This is a genomic window from Gracilibacillus lacisalsi DSM 19029 (assembly GCF_000377765.1).
GTDB classification, from domain to species: domain Bacteria; phylum Bacillota; class Bacilli; order Bacillales; family Amphibacillaceae; genus Gracilibacillus; species Gracilibacillus lacisalsi.
This window is the reverse complement of the sequence record NZ_KB898662.1, coordinates 303,847-321,566: the sequence shown is the minus strand read 5'-3', so window position 1 is coordinate 321,566 and position 17,720 is coordinate 303,847. Positions and strand designations below refer to the sequence as shown.

Here is a 17,720-nt window from a genome sequence, read left to right as displayed (position 1 = left end):
TATTCTCTTCCTTGGATATGTCTTTGTTTCTGGAGCATATTACAGAATTGATGGCGGACAAGGCGCAAACTCTGTTTAATGAAGTAGCATTTAAAAGTGACTGATAAATGATTAAAAGTGACTGATAAGTATTTGAAAGTGACTTGTAAATACTCAAAAGTGACTGATAAATAGAAACCACATGGAACTTTCCAGTATCACGAATGAATCATAATATTGAAGCACCCCAAAAGACTGGATCATCTTAAAATGATGCGCGAGTCTTTTTGGGGTGCTTATGTTTTACGACCTTTTGACAACAAAAGTGTTCATAATGACAAAAATAGTTGTCAAAATAATAAGGATCCTTTACAATGGGAATATGTATAGGATTTCTCGTTCATGTAACTGTGAATAAGATAGAAAAACATGCGAGGTGACAAGATTGAAGACAAGACTGAAAGAATTACGTGCAAGAGATGGATTGAATCAGACTGAGCTGGCTAAACGAACAAAAGTTTCGCGCCAAACGATTAGTTTGATTGAACGTGAGGAATTAATGCCCTCTCTCCTCATAGCCATGAAATTGTCACGTATTTTTAATGAACCGATTGATCAGATTTTTATATTTAAGGAGGAAGAATTAGTATGAAAAGTTTTGCGAAATTTTTTATTGGAGCGGTTTTTGGATTTTTCATGATATATGCATTTTTAGCTTTAGAATTTGAAGTAACCATGTTTGATATCGCATATGAATTGATATGGATTCTGGGGGCAATTTCCCTGATTTTATTAGTGTTATCTCTCGTAGGGATGCTGCAAATCAAACGAAAGGCATCAAGTCCTCTAGAAGGAGAAGAGGAAGATGATCGTGATAAATGGCAATATAAAAAGTTTAATGATGTTTCATTAGTGGGGAATATCAGTATAATTTTTTCCATTATTACATTAAGCATAGTCATAGTAACCAAACAAGAATTATTCCTGATTATCTGTGCGTTAATTCTAGTATTGATTTCCGGAGCAAGTTCATTTGTATCGCCATATTTGTTGAAAGTGATGTATCCAGAACGCGACCTCCCAGAAGCATCAGATAAAGATTATACGAAAAAGCTACTTGCTTCTTCTGATGAAGGAGAGCGACATGTGATGCTAGAAGGGCTTTATTATACTTTTAATAGCACGAACATATTACTTGTTGGTGCGATGATTATTTTGACGGTCTATTCTGTTAGCTCTGAACAATCACAACTATTTGCTATTTTTATTATTGGACTCATCTTGCTTACGATCAACACGCAGTATATTTTACAGATACGTAATAAGTAAGAGGGATTCTATATGAAAGACCACTACCACCAACAGTTGTAGAAAATCTCAAGGATGTATACAAATTAGAGCGGACTTACCATTCCAATGCAATTGAAGGAAAAAATAAAGTATTTTCATTTAAAAAATGGAAGTACTTTATTTTTTATTTAGACCTCAGATATTGATCTCCATAGGTCTTAAGTAATTGCATCTGCTCCAAAATAGTGATTTCACCCTATGTAATTGTGACTTCTTTATATGTTAAAATTCGTAATGGATATGATTTCCTTTACATAAGAGGGGTGGAATATGTCGAATTGGAAAGTGAGTATCAAGGAAGTAAATGACTTTGATCAAGAAATAAAAAGAGAAACGACCTCAATCAAAGAAACATTACATAAGGTGCAAAGAAATATAGATGAGATCATTAATATGGAGCAATTTCAAGGAGAAGCAGCGGATGCAGCAAAAGAATATTTTCAAGTTTTACATGAGACATTGCTTCAAGCACTTATCGGTGTATTTGAACAGCTGGAAGCAAACATAACCAAGCATCTCCAAGCGTTCTCAGATGAAGTAGATAGCAGTAACCATGCCATTATACAAGCTAATTACTTAGAATCAGAAGAACATGATATACTAGATACATATCGACAACTAGAGCATGTACAAAGAGATGTGGAACGGATAATAGATAGTGTTTCAGACTTGACTACTGCCCAATCTCCATCGACTTTTCATCCATTAGAATCCAAAGAAAATAGTATTCGTGTGATGAGCAAACTATCACGTAAATTGAGTAGCTATTCTCATTCTTTTAGCAGCGACAATCAGCAGCTGGAAAGTTCATTACATGAAATCAAAGTATTGATGGATAAAGTGGCCAAGCAAACAAATAAGCATGCAACTACGAATGATTTTCAAGCCTCATTACCTTTTATCGCTTCGTTCGTATCGGATGCAATCGAGCAAGCACCATTTGAACGAATGCTTTTGACGCAAGAGGACAGAGATAGGCAATCTATTTTAGCTTCCAGGCATTCACGAGAGAGCAGACAACTGGTAGGCTTGAGAAAATATGAAAAAGCAACAATCGCAGATTCGCAATTAGAGGAACGGATCCAAAACTTATTCCGGGCCCGTCTTCGCCAGAATCTTCTTCAAGCAAATCGTTGGTGGCAGGAGACCGTTACGCAACAAATAAATGTAACCAATCGCTATTTATTACAGAGTGGGATAGCGTATACGGACTATCTAAGCAACTTTAAAATAACAGGAAAAGACATTTTGAATGAGGCGATAGTAGAGCCCGTGACCAAGTCGTGGGACAGTGCTAAAATAATTGGTAAATCTATAGCAGACTCCGCCCAAGAAAGAAATGAAAAGAAGTATGAATCTGGCTATGACTTTGCCAACTACGCAACATTTGGTATACCAGATGCTATGCTAGGTATAAAGGAAGGCTTCGATCAACGTTATCAGGCATTACAAGATGACGCAAGTGTCTCCACCTTTTTGAACTATGCTACGATGGGGACAACTGAAATGACAGTAAATGCTGTTAACCCTGAGGAGGCGTATTCACCAGAACACTGGTTAAATAGCTTCGGTTTAGCTACGCTCATTGCTAGTGGTGGGTTAAGTGCCGCTTCTAATCAGATATTAACCAAGCCTACATTGACGCAACCAAAACCTGCAGTAACCATTCCGAAAAGCCAGAAGACAAGAAAAACACAGCTTATCCCTTTTCGAACGGATTATATCAAGGGGAAAATGGACAAAGCGCTTGAACAAATAGGAAAAGTAAAAGTTCCTGTCCTCGTGAAAGAAGAATTAGCAACTGAATTTGGTTCGTTATCTATGTTGCGGATGGAGACGAAAAGGTTGCAGGAGCAGTTGCAGTTGTTTAAAGGGCGTGGTAATAAGGATACGGGTAATGGAGTGAATTTTGGAAAATATTCAACCAGTATTGATGATAAGGTAAAAGTAATTGAAAAAGTAGATTTACCTGATTGGATAAGGGATTCATTTACTGATAGTAATTATAGGACTGTAATTACAGAAGAAAATATTACTTTTTACAGAACTTTTGGTGGAGGAGCAAAAGCAAATGGTTCATTTGTAACTACCAGTCCATCTGGTAATAGAATAAATGCGAAAATAGATACGGCATTAGTTCCAGATTGGAAAAATACTAGAGAGTTTGAAGCAGTAATAGAAGTTCCTAAAGGACAAATATTAAATATAGGTAGAGTTGAAAAGCAATATACAAAAACAGGTGCTTTACTAGAAGGTGATGCTGACCAAATACTTCTACCACAAGGGTGGCCATCTGAATGGATAAAAGATATAAGAAAAGTTCCGAGTAAATAGGAGGATTTTATGGATAAAATAGAGCAATTAACTAGACAAGTGAAGAGGGTAATAAATATTCTAGAAAAGGAATATTCTAGTGAAATAAAAAAAGGTATTTTTCAGTTAATATATAAAAGATATAAGAATGCACTGGAAATTATTGAAGATAATAAAGATCTTAACGGAATAAATATTATTGGTGGTGTTAGAGCTTATATGGATAGTTATAATGACTATCAAAATCCCTTGTTAAAAGAATTACACAAGGCTGAAAACTTACTAAAAGAAATATTATAATATATTTGATATTTACATCTAAACCTTGAATGACTGATAAGTTAGCCATTCAAGGTTTTGGGCAAGTGTAATGAGAAAGAACTATTTAGAATCAAAAACTCATGATGGTAAGCAAATCTACAAGATTTTAGTTGTCAATTAAATAAAATAAAAACTATTCAGGAAGAAATCAATTAATTGGTGGCGGTTATCTAAAAAGATAACTGTCTTTTTTAAAATAGGAGCGTGTTACTAGAATAAATTTAGAAAGTAGAGATAAGCTCTGTAAGCCCAATATGATGTTTTCCTGAATTATAAAAATGTAGAGAAGTTTAAACCGTTACTGGCTTTGCAGAATCCAATTGGTAAATGACATCTTATAAAGGAAGAATTTTAAACCTGCTAGCTTATTGTTAATTTGTTATAATGAGTGAGTAAGAAATAATAACCTGTTTAGTAATGTAGAGAGACAAAAGTAAATAAGGTAGGAACAAAGTGTACGGAAGCAGGTGATTTAATTGGAACAAAGGGTAGTGCAGGATCTACTGGAATTAGTTAATCAATCATTCGAAAATAAAAAGCTATTTCTAGGTAAAACGACAGACGAAACCTTTTCGGTAGTGAAAATGTTAGGAGAAGATGGTAAAGAACTAGAAGAATTTAATAACCTTACTATGAATCTTAAAAAATCCTTTTGTCAGCTTATCTATCTTGGTGAACAAAAACCATTAATCATAAACGATACAAGTAAACACCCTGTTACCAAAGATTTGGCTATTACGACTCAAGCAAATGTAGGGGCATACATGGGTGTACCTGTTTTTTATAAAGATGGGAAAATGTTTGGTACTCTTTGTGTAGTGGGTACAGAAAGAGGATCTTTTACAGAGAGGGATGAAGAGATACTGGAAAAATTCTCTCATCTATTTTCTTATGTACTAGAACTTGAGAAACTAGCAACTATTGATAGTTTAACAAACTTATACAATAGACATTACTTGTATGAAAATTTCTTGCATATCAAAAATAAAAAAGCGATCATGTTACTTGATCTGGATAATTTTAAAGAAGTGAATGATACGTATGGTCATGATGTAGGTGACTTGGTGTTAAAAGAAGCTGCAAGTCGAATTAACCAACAAATCGGAAATAATGATATATTAGCTCGAATTGGTGGGGATGAGTTTGCCATAGTGATTACGGAAGAAAATAAGAAACCGTTAGAAGCTATTGCAAATGACATTATTCAAGCTTTATCGGAATGGAGCAACTACCCTGTCGCTGTTTCGATTTCTGCTAGTATCGGAATTTGTATAGTCGATGAAGATAATGCGAACAATATTCAAATAGCATTAAAAGAGGCAGACACAGCGATGTATGATGCGAAAAGAAATGGGAAAGGTACCTTTATTGGGTTAACTTAGAGTAATGATCATCACTTCGGCTAATCCTTTGATCTAACACAAACGTCTAATCTATTTGGGCGTTTTTTTTTATGAGGACAAAAAAGAGATGTCCATCATAGACGTAATGAAGAACAAAAATTCTACACTAGTGAGACATGGTGTTTTTTAACATACTATACCTGCTATTTTAATCGAAAAGTAGAACGATTGATCATATCGATATCATCTCTTAATTGGACTTGTTTGATTAGTTTAAATAAAGCTGCATCTTTTTGCTTTGCTTCGATCATACAATCAATTTGTGGTACTGTTCCATTTATTTCTTTTAAAAAATGAAAAAACATATCGATATCTATATAATCAGCATGGTGACGGATCTTCTCTTTACTTTTTGGGCTGGATATATGCATTTTGATCGGGAGAGGTGAATGTTTCCATGTTTTTATAATACGCTCCCAGTTGTCCTCCCAATTCTCCGTTTGATGATGGACAATGTGATGATGATAGTCAAAAACAAGTGGAATCCCCAATTTTTCACATAAAAAAAGCGTATCATCCAAAGTAAAAGAAGTATCATCATTCTCAAGCATGATCATTTTTTGAATAGCTCTGGGAACAACCATCCAATTGTCTACAAATCGCTCCAATGATTTCTCTGTTTCTTTATATTTTCCCCCGATATGTATCACACATCGGTGCTCAGGGTCTATTCCCATTCCTTTTAACAATAAATAGTGCATTTTTAATGTTGTAATTGAATTTCTCAATACTTCCTTTCTTAAAGAATTTAGTAGGACAAAATGATCTGGATGGAAATCTACTCGCATTTGATGCTTCTTTACGTATTCTCCAATTTCATTTAGATTCTCCTTGAGTGGTTTCAGATAATTCCAATCCAAAAGCTCTTCATGGTTAGCTAATGGAATAAGTCTTGATGTTAAACGATAAAAGTATATATCTGAAGCTGCGTTATGCTTTAAAATTCTTAATGTATTATGTAAATTATGGTTGGCGATACGCTCTAGTTTACGAACGGCTGCCTCTCTATCAGCTATCTTATCAAATTGCTTAAACGTCATCGTTTGTGACGGTGAGGCATTTTGAACATATTTGCTCATTGCAACATAGCCAAGGCGGACAATAGTCATGTTTACCTCCAGTTTTACGAAAATTTGTGATAGTAGTTTTTCCTGAAAATACTTTGTATATGTAAAAGTATTGTATTTATTTAAAACATATATTTTAATCATTTTCATAGATAGAAAATCCTAAAATCACACCAAGTTTTTTAATTTTCTATGATCACCAAGAAAGTTCGGGGATATGAAATTAAGCTGGAATTTCGATACGCTTGCTTCACCGGTAATACGAGATAAGCGCTTATCATTTAGGAGATAAGTAATGCATTTTGAAGAAGTGTTGAAAAACTATGAGCGTATGATCCACCACTTAATTCATAAATATCAGATTCGAGACGTGGAAGGGGAATTTTTTCAAGAAGGATTAATCGCTGTATGGGAGGCTTTTAAAAGTTATGATAAAACAAAATCAAAATTATCTACTTACGTTTACAGCTGTATTGCACGTCGTTTTATTAATAAAATCCGTAAAGAGAATCGCGAAAGAGAAAAACACCAACAATGGCTGGATCAAGTGACCATTGAGGATTTGATGATAGAAGATGACCTGAGTTTAGATAGACGGATGTTGTTGGATATACAGGAAGAACTTTCAGATAAGCAATGGTGTTGGTTCGTAGAATTTGTCTTGCGTGATCGTTCCGTCAGATCCATTGCGGAGCAACAAGGAGTTACAGAAAACGCGGTGAAAAATTGGGGGAAACTTGCACGGAAGAAAATTCGTCATACGTTAGAGCAAAAGGAATACTTGTAAAATACCCAGTGGTTTTGGATAGTGGTAAAATGAGGAATATACCATAACTTCTATTGCTCTTCCGTTTATAAGATCAAAGAGCTTGTGTTCATAATTACATAAGTTTTAGAATGGAGGGAAAATATAGTTAATTTAAAGCGGTAGTTTAAGTTAACAAGGTTAAATGGAAAGGGGGACAAAAGGGTGGCTGCAGAATGGGATATCCAGGAAGTTAAGCGTTTGAAAAAGAAGCAATTGGTCCAATACAATCTAGGAATGCTTTTGTTTGTCGTTCTGTTTACGTATTTAGTGCTGAGCGATGTGGCGCCTTCACTCCTTTTTGGCTTTTGTTGCCTGTTTTGCTGGGTTATAACAGCTTATATATTGTATGCCATTATGACAGGAAAGACGATCGGCACAAAAACAAGTCAACGGGTGCAGGCCTTTGACAGAGACCATCTGGGAGAGAAGCGCTGGAAGCGAAAAACATTAACAGAAGCTCTTATCCTCAGTGTTCTAAGTATTATTTTAACAGTGTGCTTGTTCGTTCTTGATTTTGCCTTTGTACAATTGGATTTTCCTATATCGGTTTTTCCACTTATCGGACCATGGATAGGTTTTAATATTGGTGAAATCGTTAGAATGAACTATTTATAGATGAAATAACGTCTATTCCAAAGAACTAAAGGAGACAAGATGATCATAAAAAATGGTCATCTTTTTCTTTTGTAAGAGTAAATCATGTTATGATGAAGACACGTAGACTTAATTCAAGCACGGGGATGATTTAACAGTAAGTGGAGGGAGGCTAATTTGATAAAAAGAATAGACATCAGTATGAGAAAAAACGCGGAAGATATATTGAATCTTCAAATACCATCATATCAGGTAGAGGCAGAAATCATTGGTTCATATGATATACCACCATTAAAGGATACAGTCGATACGTTGCAAAGTTGTGGAGAAACTTTCTTTGGTTATTATGACAATGAAGCATTATGTGGAGCTATCTATAAAAGTAGACGATGAAACAATGGATATACATAGGTTAATCGTTCACCCAAACCATTTTAGGAGAGGTATTGCACAAATGTTGTTCCATTTCATCGAAAGCAAGTTCAAGGTGCAAACAATAAAAGTAGCAACAGGATCTAACAATACGCCAGCCATTCATTTTTATAATAAGAATGGATTTCAAAAGATGAAAGAAGTCCGAGTAAATAAACAACTATCGTTGACCTTTTTTGAAAAAAGGATCATAAATAAGGAGGAAATAAACATGGCAAACAATAAAAAGGAGTTGTCACTAGAACAACAGGAAGAATTACTTGAGACATTGCAAGCACGATTTGAGAAAAACATGACCCGTCATGAAGGTCTTGAGTGGGCTAAAGTCCAAGCCAAGTTAGAAGCTAGTTCTGATAAACTGTGGTCGCTCAATGAAATGGAAAGAACGGGTGGTGAACCGGATGTTGTGGACTATGATAAAGAGAAGGATGAATACATTTTTTATGATTGTTCAGCGGAAAGCCCTAAAGGTCGCAGAAGTGTTTGTTACGACCGCGAAGCACTGGAGGCAAGGAAGAAACATCAACCAGAAAATAGCGCTATCGATATGGCAACCGACATGGGCATTGAAATGTTAACGGAGGAGCAATATCGAGCGTTACAGGAAATGGAAAGTGTCGATTTAAAAACCTCGAGTTGGGTGCAAACGCCTTCGGATATTAGAGAACACGGTGGAGCCCTTTTTTGTGATTATCGCTACGGGCATGTCTTCTTGTATCACAATGGTGCGTCGTCTTATTATGCTGCCAGAGGGTTTCGTGGCTCGTTAAGGGTTTAGTTTGTTTTTCCATACAGCCTCTCACCATTTTAGTAATCGATATATTCTCTTTTTTTACACAAGTGGATGATTATCACCTGTTCTACTAAATAGTGGAAAATACCTATTGAAGTTGTTGCATATTAATGGTATTTTTTACATTGATAATTAAACTTGAGTGAAGAGGTGACGTGGTGGAGAATAATAATACGCAAGAACCGGAACAAAAAGATCAGATTGAAGAGGTAAAATTAGACCAGGAAACTGGAGAGGCTGTAGCAATCTCAACGGAAAAAAAGAAGCAAGACAGCTCAGCTACAAACTTTGATTTTGGAGAAAGTGTAAAAGAAACAAGAAGTATTTTGAAAGATGCTATCCTAAGACCACATGCAATTGTGAGTTCAAGTAGAACGATTCGTATCCAAACAAGTGGACTAATTTTACTAGCTTTGTCATTATTGATAGGTATTTGTACCTTCCTTTTTTACAGGTTTGGTTTTGATGGCTTATTAAGTATGTTTAGTGATATTGGATTTATGTTTGCAATCAGAAGTATTTTTTCTTGGGTTATTACGTTTGCTGTCGGCTATTTTTCCCTATACCTGTTATTGCTTTATACCGGTAATAGAAAGATGGATCACAAGGAGTTGCTGACCAAATATGCGATCGTCAATATTCCTTTTGCAATTGTCTTTTGTTTAGTAATTCTACTTTTTGGATTTTTAATGGTAGATTTATTTGTGATTACATATGTGTTTGCATTAATGCTCTATGGAGTATTGCATATCTATCTATTCCTAGTTCATATGAAGGAAGCGAAATTTGATTTGTACTGGACAATTGCTGGATATCTATTAGTATTAATCGTTGCAACCTATGTACTAAATGGAATTGATATCGCTACATTTTAAAGATTTATAACAGCAAAAAGACCTCTTGTACGAGGTCTTTCTCTTTGTTATTTCTTTTCATCATTAAACCAAAGTGGATCCATATTATCTACATCGCCATTATAATTAATGACAATCTCATCACCAGCAGTTATATCTGTGTATGCATAAAAGTCAAAGGTATGATTATCAAAGTTAATCTCATAATTGGCATTTGGTTGATAGGAATGATTAAATAGCATTCCGTAACCAAAAAGGATAGCAGAATGATTTATGCCATACTCGAATGCGTAATCAGCAAGCAAGGTTTTTTCAATGTGTTTGTGCTCTTCATTTGGATAAGCAATAACAGGTGCTTCATGGATAAGCTCCCCTTTTTTGATATCAATTTTAGCGAACACTCCTCTATTGAATTCCCCATCACTGAGTGCGGATGTTTTTATTTCTATTATGTCGTTCACCTACTCACTTTTTAAATTAACTTCATGTTGAAAAGTTCGTTAAAGCATTAGACTTACGATAATCCTCAGAATTAAATAATACCATTTATAGTGGGAGAAAACAATTAGCCAGAGATTCGCCAAGCTAACCGAACGAAGAATAAGATGGAATTAATGGAACTAAATGTTAAAATAATGGTGTAATGGTTACGATGCAATCAAGAGCTTAGGTAATAAAAAGGGGCGATATGGTGAGAAGGGTGGAAGTTTGTCCGTATAATGAAAAATGGCCGGAAATGTTTTTGGAGGAAGCAAACCAACTTAAAATCATTCTTGGGAGTAATATTGTAGACATTTACCATATAGGCAGCACATCAGTTCCAGGGTTAAAAGCCAAACCTATCATTGATATGATGCCAGTTGTTACGGATATTAATAGTATTGATAGATTTAATGCGGAAATGAACAAGATTGGATATGTACAAAAAGGAGAAAATGGTATACCTGGACGGAGGTACTTTCAAAAGGGTGGTGACAATCGTACTCATCACGTCCATTTTTTTCAGGTTGGTAGTTATGAAATAAAGCGACATTTAGCTTTTAGGGATTACTTACGATTTCATCCAGAATCAAAGAAAAGTTATGGAGAGTTAAAAGAAGAATTAGCACAACAGTTTCCCTATGATATTGGATCATATATTGAGGGTAAAGAACAACTTGTAAAAGAAATAGAAGCAAAAGCAATAGACTGGTATCAAGGATAACTTTAAAAATAGTGTTAGGAAAGCAATAGAAAGTAGGTGCACCCTTATGTTAAAAGTAAGACCTTTAGAAGACAAAGACTATCAACTAATTAAAGAAGCTGAAAAAGTAATTGAAAAAAATTATAGATATGGTCGACATCATATTGGTTCAGCTGTAAGAACAACATCTGGCCGTGTTTTCTCAGCTGTCCATTTAGAAGCAAATGTCGGTAGAATAGCGGTATGTGGGGAAGCAATGGCAATCGGCAAATCTATTTCTGAAGGTGAGAACGAATTTGAAACGATTGTAGCAGTGGCTCATCCGCATCCAAACGAAGACATAGAGAAATGTTGGGTTGTTTCTCCTTGTGGTATGTGTCGAGAACTTATCAGTGATTATGGAAAAAATACGGATGTCATCATTTCCTATCATAGTAAACTAGTAAAGTGTAATGTGATGGAGCTGTTACCAGAGAAGTATACAAAAGAAGTAGAGTAATATATGTTTTCAAAATGAATACAGACGGAGGTATTTGAATGGAGTTTGAATCTGTAAAAGTGGAAATTTTGGTTCCAGAAGATTATATAGAAAGGTTGCGAGATGAGTTAAATAATATTGGTCTATTAACTGTTGGAAAGTATGATAATGTTGTTTCATACTCTGTTGTGAAGGGCTATTGGAGGCCATTAGAAGGATCTTCCCCTTTTGATGGAACGAAAGGGGAAATTTCCTTTGGATCTGAGTGTAAAATGGAATTTAGATGTTCACTCGAAAATATCGCAGAAGCCAAACAGATTATTAAAAACATCCATCCTTATGAAGAGCCTGTTATTAACGTCATACCATTATTATACTTATAAGTTCAGGATAAGCGGACAAAAGAGCTAAAACGGGAAAAAGTGTCCACGAGAATAGCTCTCGCGGACAAAAGAAAGCCAAAATCGGAAAAAGTGTCCATGAGAACTGCTCTCGCGGACAAAAGAGAGCCAAAATCGGAAAAAGTGTCCACGAGATCGGTTCTCGCGGACAAAAGAAAGCCAAAATCGGAAAAAGTGTCCACGAGATCGGTTCTCGCGGACAAAAGAGAGCCATAATCGGAAAAAGTGTCCATGAGAATAGCTCTCGCGGACAAAAGAAAGCCAAAATGGGAAAAAGCTCTCATGGACAAACTAAAGCCAATATCGAAACAATTGTCTTCGAGAGTAGCACTTGAAACAAAAGTAAAGTCAGCTTCTTAAGATAATTACCATTGCTTATTTAGTTTTCTATTTATTCAAGATTTCCGTTCGCTTCTATTCATTTGGAATATCATAAGCAAAGCCTATGTCAGCTCCCATTTTCTAACCATTCAACTTCATCCTTTGATAGTTCAATCTTTGATCCTTCCAAACAGGAGACAAGTTCTTGCTCATTTTGGGCTCCAATTAGGGCACAGGTAGGGAAGGCTTGATTTAATACATAGGCTAAAGCGATTTGGATTGCGGTTACGCCTTTTTTATTTGCTAGTTGTTTTGCTCTTGCCAGTCGCTCCCAGTTGGCATCACTATAAAACACGCGAACTAGATCTTCATTACTTCGGTCCTCTGGTGTGAACCTGCCAGTGAAAAATCCTCTTGCTTGTGAGGACCATGATAAAAGGGGAAGTTGGGTTTCTTCGTGCCATTTCTTGTCATCACTATCAGTAGAGACACAGCCCTTCCAGAATGGCTCGTTTGCCTTAGCTAAACTAAGGTTCGGACTGCTGAATGAAAAGCCTACTAAGTTATTGGCGGCGGCATATTCATTTGCTGCTTGAATTCGTTCTGTTGTCCAGTTAGAGCCACCAATTGCTTTAATACGACCTACCTCAATATGTTCATTTAAAGCATCGATAATTTCACTTACTGGTACATCAGGGTCATCTCTGTGTAATGCATATAAATCAATATAATCGGTGCCAAGTCTTTCTAAACTTTCAAAAAGATCTTGCCTAATTGCCTCAGGATTTACACGTGGTCCGTTTTGGTCATGATGAGCGCCTTTAGTTAAAATAACGATATCCTCTCGGTTATTCCGTTCTTTTAGCCACATGCCGATCGCTACTTCACTTTCTCCTCCACAGTAGATATGAGCGGTATCAATCGTATTGCCGCCGATTGCTAGATAACGATCTAATACCTGGCAGACTTTATCATATACACTCGGCTTAAAATAATCGGACCCTTGAATTAATGTAGTAACAGACTTATCAAGGCCATCGATTTGAATCGTTTTCATTTCAGCTCATCCTTTCGTAATTTCAATACGTTTTCTTTCCTCAGCGGAAGTAAGACATGCATCCAATACCTTCATGTTTAAAGTGGCATCTGCAACAGGAAAAGGTAATGTCTTATTCTGTTGAATACTATGTCCAATCACATCTGCCTGTAGTGCATATTGATTTACATAGGGAACTTCTACCTCTTTTGTTCCTTTACTAGTGTGTAGATAAAAATGGTCTTGCTTATTTTGATTTGTAACAAAAGCAGAAGGAATCTCAATTCGACCGTCTGTCCCTAAAATTTCTAGTTGATTTCGGAAGTCTGCCCACATGCCACAATCAAAGGTAAGTGCAACACCATGATCAAATTCCAATATTCCGGATGCCATCATATCTACCTGATCATGCTGTTCGGAAAAGAAAGCATGAACGGTTGCTGCTTGAGGCTCTTCATTTAAAATCATTCTAGCGGCACTTATCGGATAAACTCCAACATCATATAAGGAACCACCACCCCAATCCTTTCGAAAGCGAACATTTTCATTTGCAGCTGCATTGTTGAAAGTGAATGCTCCATGTATGCCGCGTATTGCTCCGATTTCTCCTGATTGAATGATCTTTTGAATTTTTTGATATCTGGGGTGATAGCGATACATAAAGGCTTCTGCCAGAACAACTCCGGCTTTTTTACTTGCTGCTTCCATTTCTAGAGCTTCCTTGGCATTTAAAGCAATCGGTTTTTCGCAGAGTACATGTTTTCCAGCTTCCATAGCTTTTATCGACCATTCTTTATGCAAATGATTCGGTAATGGGATGTAAACGGCATCAATATCAGGATCAGCTAATAATTCTTCATAGCTCCCATATGCAGCCGGAATCTCTAATTCCTCTGCTGTTTCTTTTGCATTGTCTAGATTTCGACTGGCAATGGCATATACTTCACCTGTTTCTGACTCTTTTATTCCTGGTATAACTGCTTTTTGCGCGATATTTGCGGTGCTTATAATTCCCCATTTAAGCGTCATCGTTTAACCTCCTCCTATAACTTTATTGTTATTATAATCGATTGGTATTAATGTGAAAATAGAAGCTTTTTGCTATCAGATAACACAATATTGTCCTATAGGATGTGAGGGTATGAATCGTCAAGTTTTATTACCAATATTGAAAAAACATGAATATATGATCCTGCCTGAATCAGTTGGTTGCTATAAGTTGAAAGCGGACCATGACGTCTATCGGGAAGCAGGCTCATTAGATAATTTTAGTATACATTTTGTTGTAGCGGGGGCTGGCTATGTAGAGATAGATAGAAAGCAATATATGTTAAAAAAAGGAGATGCCTTTCTTTATTTTCCGGAGCAAGAACAACGGTATTATAGTAGCGAAGAGGATCCTTGGAGTGTCAGGTGGGTTCATTTTTATGGGAATCCACTGCATACGTTTTTATCGGAGATTGGTTTTGGTAGATTTATTTTGTGGAGACTGCCGAATTTAGATAAATTAGAGCAAACTCACGAACAATTATTACAAGAAGCAGAGGAAAACAGCTTCTTACAGCTATCAACTTTATCAACATTAACCTATGCTTTTTTGTCCACCTTTACCAATATTGCTGTGCCAAGTGAGTCCAATTCTAGGCAAGAATTAGATGTGCGAATTCAATCACTTTTACCGAAAATGCAAGAAAAGGCACCAGAACCTTTCGATCTAGAATATTGGGCAAAAGAAACGGGAGTAAGCACTTTTTACTTCTGTCGATTGTTTAAACGTGTCACACAGATGACTCCGATGGCGTTTATCACTTTATGTCGGTTGCAATGGAGTAAACAATTACTGTTAGAAGAAAAAGAGTTGACGGTTAAGGAAATCGCGGAAAGATCTGGCTATCCGAATCCTAGTTATTTTAATAAACTTTTCTTAGAAAATGAGGGGATGACTCCTACTAAATATCGGCAAATGTATGTTTGATGGTAGGTTATAACTAACTGAACTTGCTGAATTTAATGATATTGCTGAATGATTTTTTAACATATAAATTTTGAAAAAATATTGACAACATAATAATATAATATTATAGTGTGTGTAACGGGTTACAGGTAAGGGGTTTGAAAATATGCCAACGATAAAAGATGTAGCAAAATATGCAAGCGTTTCAGTGGCAACTGTTTCGAGGGTTCTTAATAAAAAAGGATATGTAAGTAAAGAAGCAGAAGAGAACGTATTAAAAGCGATATCTGATTTAAATTACAAACCAAATTCTGTAGCTAGATCCCTTTATCATAAAACATCTAAAATGATAGGATTATTGATACCGGATATCTCCAACCCTTTCTTTCCAGAGTTGGCGAGAGCGGTTGAAGATGTAGCATTAACCTATGGATATACGGTAGTTATTTGTAATACCGATGAAGATATTCGAAAAGAAGCACAGTATTTAGAAGCACTTCAGCAAAAATATATTGATGGCTTGATATTAACAACAAATCAATTGAGTACGGATAATTATGAAAATCTGGGTATTCCACTTGTTGCATTAGATCGACAGTTTAGTAATCGGGTACCAACTGTTAGCTCGAAAAACTATGAAGGTGCTAGAAAAGCAACAGAATATTTAATTAAAAATGGAAGCGAGTTCATCGCTCATATTCGCGGGCCTTATCATGTAAAACCAGCTGATGATCGGTATCGAGGATTTAAAGATGTAGTAGAGGAACAAGGGATTGCTCATATTGTAGTGGATTGTGATTTTACGATGACAAATGCAATGGAAGTTGCGAAAGGTCTATTTGAGAAATACCCAACTATTGATGCAGTATTTGCTAGTAGTGATATAGCTGCTGCGGGTGTTCTAAAAGTTGCAAAAAATATCAACAAACAAATACCTGAAGACCTTCAAATAATCGGATTTGATGGCATACCTTTAGGTGAAATGTTAACACCTGCCATAACTACTGTTGCACAACCAATCTATAAAATGGGAGCTTTATCAGCAAGGCTGTTAATAAAGCAAATTGAAAAACAATTACTTGATGTAAGAAATTATGAAGTTGAAACCACTATTCAATATCGAGAAACAACAAGGAGTGATACATGATGAAGGAGCCATCCATTACCGTTATCGGGAGTATTAATATGGATCTAGTAACAACCAGTGAACGGATCCCTGAACAGGGAGAAACCATAATGGGCGAGTCATTCTTTTATAATCCAGGTGGGAAAGGAGCCAATCAAGCTGTTGCATGTGCAAGGTTAGGAGCACAGGTTAATATGTTAGGTTGTGTAGGAGATGATCCTTTTGGTCAAATATTAATCAATAATCTCAGCAAAGAAAAGGTTAATATCGATAATGTGGAACCGGTTACCGATAAGCATACGGGCGTGGCTACCATTTTAATAAAAGATAATGACAATCGAATTATTGTCACACCTGGTGCAAACTATAGTGTTACGCCATCCTATCTTCAGCAATATTTGGATGTTATAGACCAGAGTGATGTTGTATTATTACAGTTAGAGATACCGTTAAATACGATTGAGTATGTAATCGGTTACTGTTCTGAGAAAGGAATACCAGTTATATTAAATCCTGCACCAGCACAACGTTTATCAGCATTTGTTTTAGAAAATTGCACATATCTAACACCGAATGAAACAGAGAAGCTAGAAATTACAGATGATATAGATACTTATAAAGAGAAAATGATCGTAACATTAGGTGAAAAAGGAGTAGAATACTGTTCCGAAGATAATCTCGAAACGGTAACCGGTTACAGAGTAACACCTGTTGACACAACAGGTGCGGGAGACACGTTTAATGGGGCTTTGGCAGTTCAACTTGCTAAAGGGATACATTTGGAAGAAGCGATTACTTTTGCAAATGCAGCAGCAGCCTTATCTATACAAAAAAGAGGCGCTCAACAAGGAATGCCGACAATGCGAGAGGTTATTGAATTTTTGGAAGGAGCACCATCATCATGAAAAAACATGGCGTATTAAACAGAGACATATCGATAGCATTATCAAAATTAGGACATACAGACCAAATTGTTATAGCTGACTGTGGCTTGCCGATTCCTAACGATGTAACATGTATTGATCTTTCTTTAAAACCGGGTGTGCCACATTTCTTGGACGTACTTTCAATCATGTTACAAGAGATGGAAGTAGAACAATTCACTTTAGCAGAAGAGATAAAGATGAAAAATCAACCGTTACATGCTGCCTTATTGAAATATGATATGCCTGACCATTATGTGCAACACGAACGGTTTAAACAATTAACCAGAGACGCCAAAGTCATTATTCGAACAGGAGAAAACACACCATATGCCAATGTTATTTTACATGCAGGAGTTATCTTTTGATGAAAGGGGTGTAGTT

21 protein-coding genes and 1 pseudogene are annotated in these 17,720 nt (G+C 36.0%); 18 read left to right on the top strand and 4 right to left on the bottom strand.

Features of this window, described 5'->3' with window-relative positions; genetic code table 11:
- Positions 1-424: 424 nt before the first annotated feature.
- From D569_RS0101475 to D569_RS0101455, 5 genes are all read left to right on the top strand, one after another.
- On the top strand, positions 425-631 hold the full coding sequence (locus tag D569_RS0101475) for a helix-turn-helix transcriptional regulator (protein WP_018930620.1): 207 nt from the start codon (positions 425-427) through the stop codon (positions 629-631).
- Entirely contained in the window at positions 628-1,308 is a 681-nt protein-coding gene (locus D569_RS0101470; RefSeq protein ID WP_018930619.1) for a DUF3169 family protein, read from the top strand. The genes D569_RS0101475 and D569_RS0101470 overlap by 4 nt, the downstream gene beginning before the upstream one ends.
- A 291-nt stretch (positions 1,309-1,599) precedes the next feature.
- Complete coding sequence (locus D569_RS23795; protein WP_018930618.1) at positions 1,600-3,663, top strand: T7SS effector LXG polymorphic toxin; 2,064 nt, start codon at positions 1,600-1,602, stop codon at positions 3,661-3,663.
- A gap of 9 nt (positions 3,664-3,672) precedes the next feature.
- Entirely contained in the window at positions 3,673-3,942 is a 270-nt protein-coding gene (locus tag D569_RS0101460; protein ID WP_018930617.1) for a hypothetical protein, read from the top strand.
- A 497-nt stretch (positions 3,943-4,439) separates the two neighbouring features.
- Positions 4,440-5,345 carry a sensor domain-containing diguanylate cyclase gene (locus tag D569_RS0101455; protein ID WP_018930616.1) on the top strand — a complete coding sequence of 302 codons (906 nt, stop codon included), beginning with the start codon at positions 4,440-4,442 and terminating at the stop codon, positions 5,343-5,345.
- Positions 5,346-5,509: 164 nt separating this feature from the next.
- Here the strand turns inward: D569_RS0101455 and uvsE are convergent, their stop codons facing one another.
- Positions 5,510-6,475 carry a UV DNA damage repair endonuclease UvsE gene (gene uvsE / locus D569_RS0101450; protein ID WP_018930615.1) on the bottom strand — a complete coding sequence of 322 codons (966 nt, stop codon included), beginning with the start codon at positions 6,473-6,475 and terminating at the stop codon, positions 5,510-5,512.
- 253 nt (positions 6,476-6,728) lie between these two features.
- On the opposite strand from uvsE, the gene D569_RS0101445 reads away from it, so the two are divergent.
- The 6 genes and pseudogenes from D569_RS0101445 to D569_RS0101425 all read left to right on the top strand — a co-directional run bounded on the left by D569_RS0101445 (position 6,729) and on the right by D569_RS0101425 (position 9,935).
- Entirely contained in the window at positions 6,729-7,220 is a 492-nt protein-coding gene (locus D569_RS0101445; protein ID WP_018930614.1) for an RNA polymerase sigma factor, read from the top strand.
- A gap of 183 nt (positions 7,221-7,403) precedes the next feature.
- Positions 7,404-7,856, top strand: coding sequence for a hypothetical protein (locus D569_RS0101440; RefSeq protein WP_018930613.1), 453 nt, complete (start codon positions 7,404-7,406; stop codon positions 7,854-7,856).
- A gap of 156 nt (positions 7,857-8,012) precedes the next feature.
- The gene (locus tag D569_RS25075) at positions 8,013-8,228 is read left to right on the top strand and encodes a hypothetical protein (protein ID WP_018930612.1); all 216 of its coding nucleotides are present in this window, start codon (positions 8,013-8,015) and stop codon (positions 8,226-8,228) included.
- Positions 8,182-8,391: pseudogene (locus tag D569_RS25070) on the top strand (GNAT family N-acetyltransferase); the annotation flags it as partial. The gene D569_RS25075 and the pseudogene D569_RS25070, both read left to right, overlap by 47 nt.
- A gap of 87 nt (positions 8,392-8,478) precedes the next feature.
- Entirely contained in the window at positions 8,479-9,045 is a 567-nt protein-coding gene (locus tag D569_RS0101430; RefSeq protein ID WP_026287192.1) for a DUF4256 domain-containing protein, read from the top strand.
- 173 nt (positions 9,046-9,218) lie between these two features.
- A complete protein-coding gene (locus D569_RS0101425; RefSeq protein ID WP_018930610.1) occupies positions 9,219-9,935 on the top strand; it encodes a hypothetical protein in 717 nt (238 codons plus the stop codon).
- A gap of 47 nt (positions 9,936-9,982) precedes the next feature.
- On the opposite strand, the gene D569_RS0101420 is transcribed toward D569_RS0101425, so the two are convergent.
- Positions 9,983-10,366 carry an SET domain-containing protein gene (locus D569_RS0101420; RefSeq protein WP_026287183.1) on the bottom strand — a complete coding sequence of 128 codons (384 nt, stop codon included), beginning with the start codon at positions 10,364-10,366 and terminating at the stop codon, positions 9,983-9,985.
- Positions 10,367-10,605: 239 nt separating this feature from the next.
- On the opposite strand from D569_RS0101420, the gene D569_RS0101415 reads away from it, so the two are divergent.
- Genes D569_RS0101415 through D569_RS0101405 form a run of 3 tightly spaced genes read left to right on the top strand, consistent with a single transcriptional unit; the run spans position 10,606 to position 11,958 of the window.
- A complete protein-coding gene (locus tag D569_RS0101415; RefSeq protein WP_018930608.1) occupies positions 10,606-11,118 on the top strand; it encodes a GrpB family protein in 513 nt (170 codons plus the stop codon).
- A 46-nt stretch (positions 11,119-11,164) separates the two neighbouring features.
- Positions 11,165-11,596, top strand: a complete 432-nt coding sequence (locus tag D569_RS0101410; protein WP_018930607.1) for a cytidine deaminase — start codon at positions 11,165-11,167, stop codon at positions 11,594-11,596.
- Between the two features lie 38 nt (positions 11,597-11,634).
- Positions 11,635-11,958, top strand: a complete 324-nt coding sequence (locus D569_RS0101405) for a YqfO family protein (RefSeq protein WP_018930606.1) — start codon at positions 11,635-11,637, stop codon at positions 11,956-11,958.
- Positions 11,959-12,424: 466 nt separating this feature from the next.
- Here D569_RS0101405 and D569_RS0101395 read toward each other — a convergent pair whose 3' ends face one another.
- Both D569_RS0101395 and D569_RS0101390 read right to left on the bottom strand, forming a co-directional pair.
- Entirely contained in the window at positions 12,425-13,354 is a 930-nt protein-coding gene (locus D569_RS0101395; RefSeq protein WP_018930604.1) for an aldo/keto reductase, read from the bottom strand.
- Positions 13,355-13,360: 6 nt separating this feature from the next.
- Complete coding sequence (locus tag D569_RS0101390) at positions 13,361-14,362, bottom strand: Gfo/Idh/MocA family protein (protein ID WP_018930603.1); 1,002 nt, start codon at positions 14,360-14,362, stop codon at positions 13,361-13,363.
- Between the two features lie 112 nt (positions 14,363-14,474).
- Between D569_RS0101390 and D569_RS0101385 the strand changes: the two genes are divergently transcribed.
- The 4 genes from D569_RS0101385 to rbsD all read left to right on the top strand — a co-directional run bounded on the left by D569_RS0101385 (position 14,475) and on the right by rbsD (position 17,704).
- The gene (locus D569_RS0101385) at positions 14,475-15,308 is read left to right on the top strand and encodes an AraC family transcriptional regulator (RefSeq protein ID WP_018930602.1); all 834 of its coding nucleotides are present in this window, start codon (positions 14,475-14,477) and stop codon (positions 15,306-15,308) included.
- Positions 15,309-15,453: 145 nt separating this feature from the next.
- A complete protein-coding gene (locus D569_RS0101380) occupies positions 15,454-16,434 on the top strand; it encodes a LacI family DNA-binding transcriptional regulator (protein WP_018930601.1) in 981 nt (326 codons plus the stop codon).
- Positions 16,434-17,318: a ribokinase gene (rbsK, locus tag D569_RS0101375; RefSeq protein WP_018930600.1), complete on the top strand. Its 885-nt coding sequence runs from the start codon at positions 16,434-16,436 to the stop codon at positions 17,316-17,318. Before D569_RS0101380 ends, rbsK begins: the two co-directional genes overlap by 1 nt.
- A complete protein-coding gene (gene rbsD, locus D569_RS0101370; protein ID WP_018930599.1) occupies positions 17,315-17,704 on the top strand; it encodes a D-ribose pyranase in 390 nt (129 codons plus the stop codon). Before rbsK ends, rbsD begins: the two co-directional genes overlap by 4 nt.
- Positions 17,705-17,720: the final 16 nt, after the last annotated feature.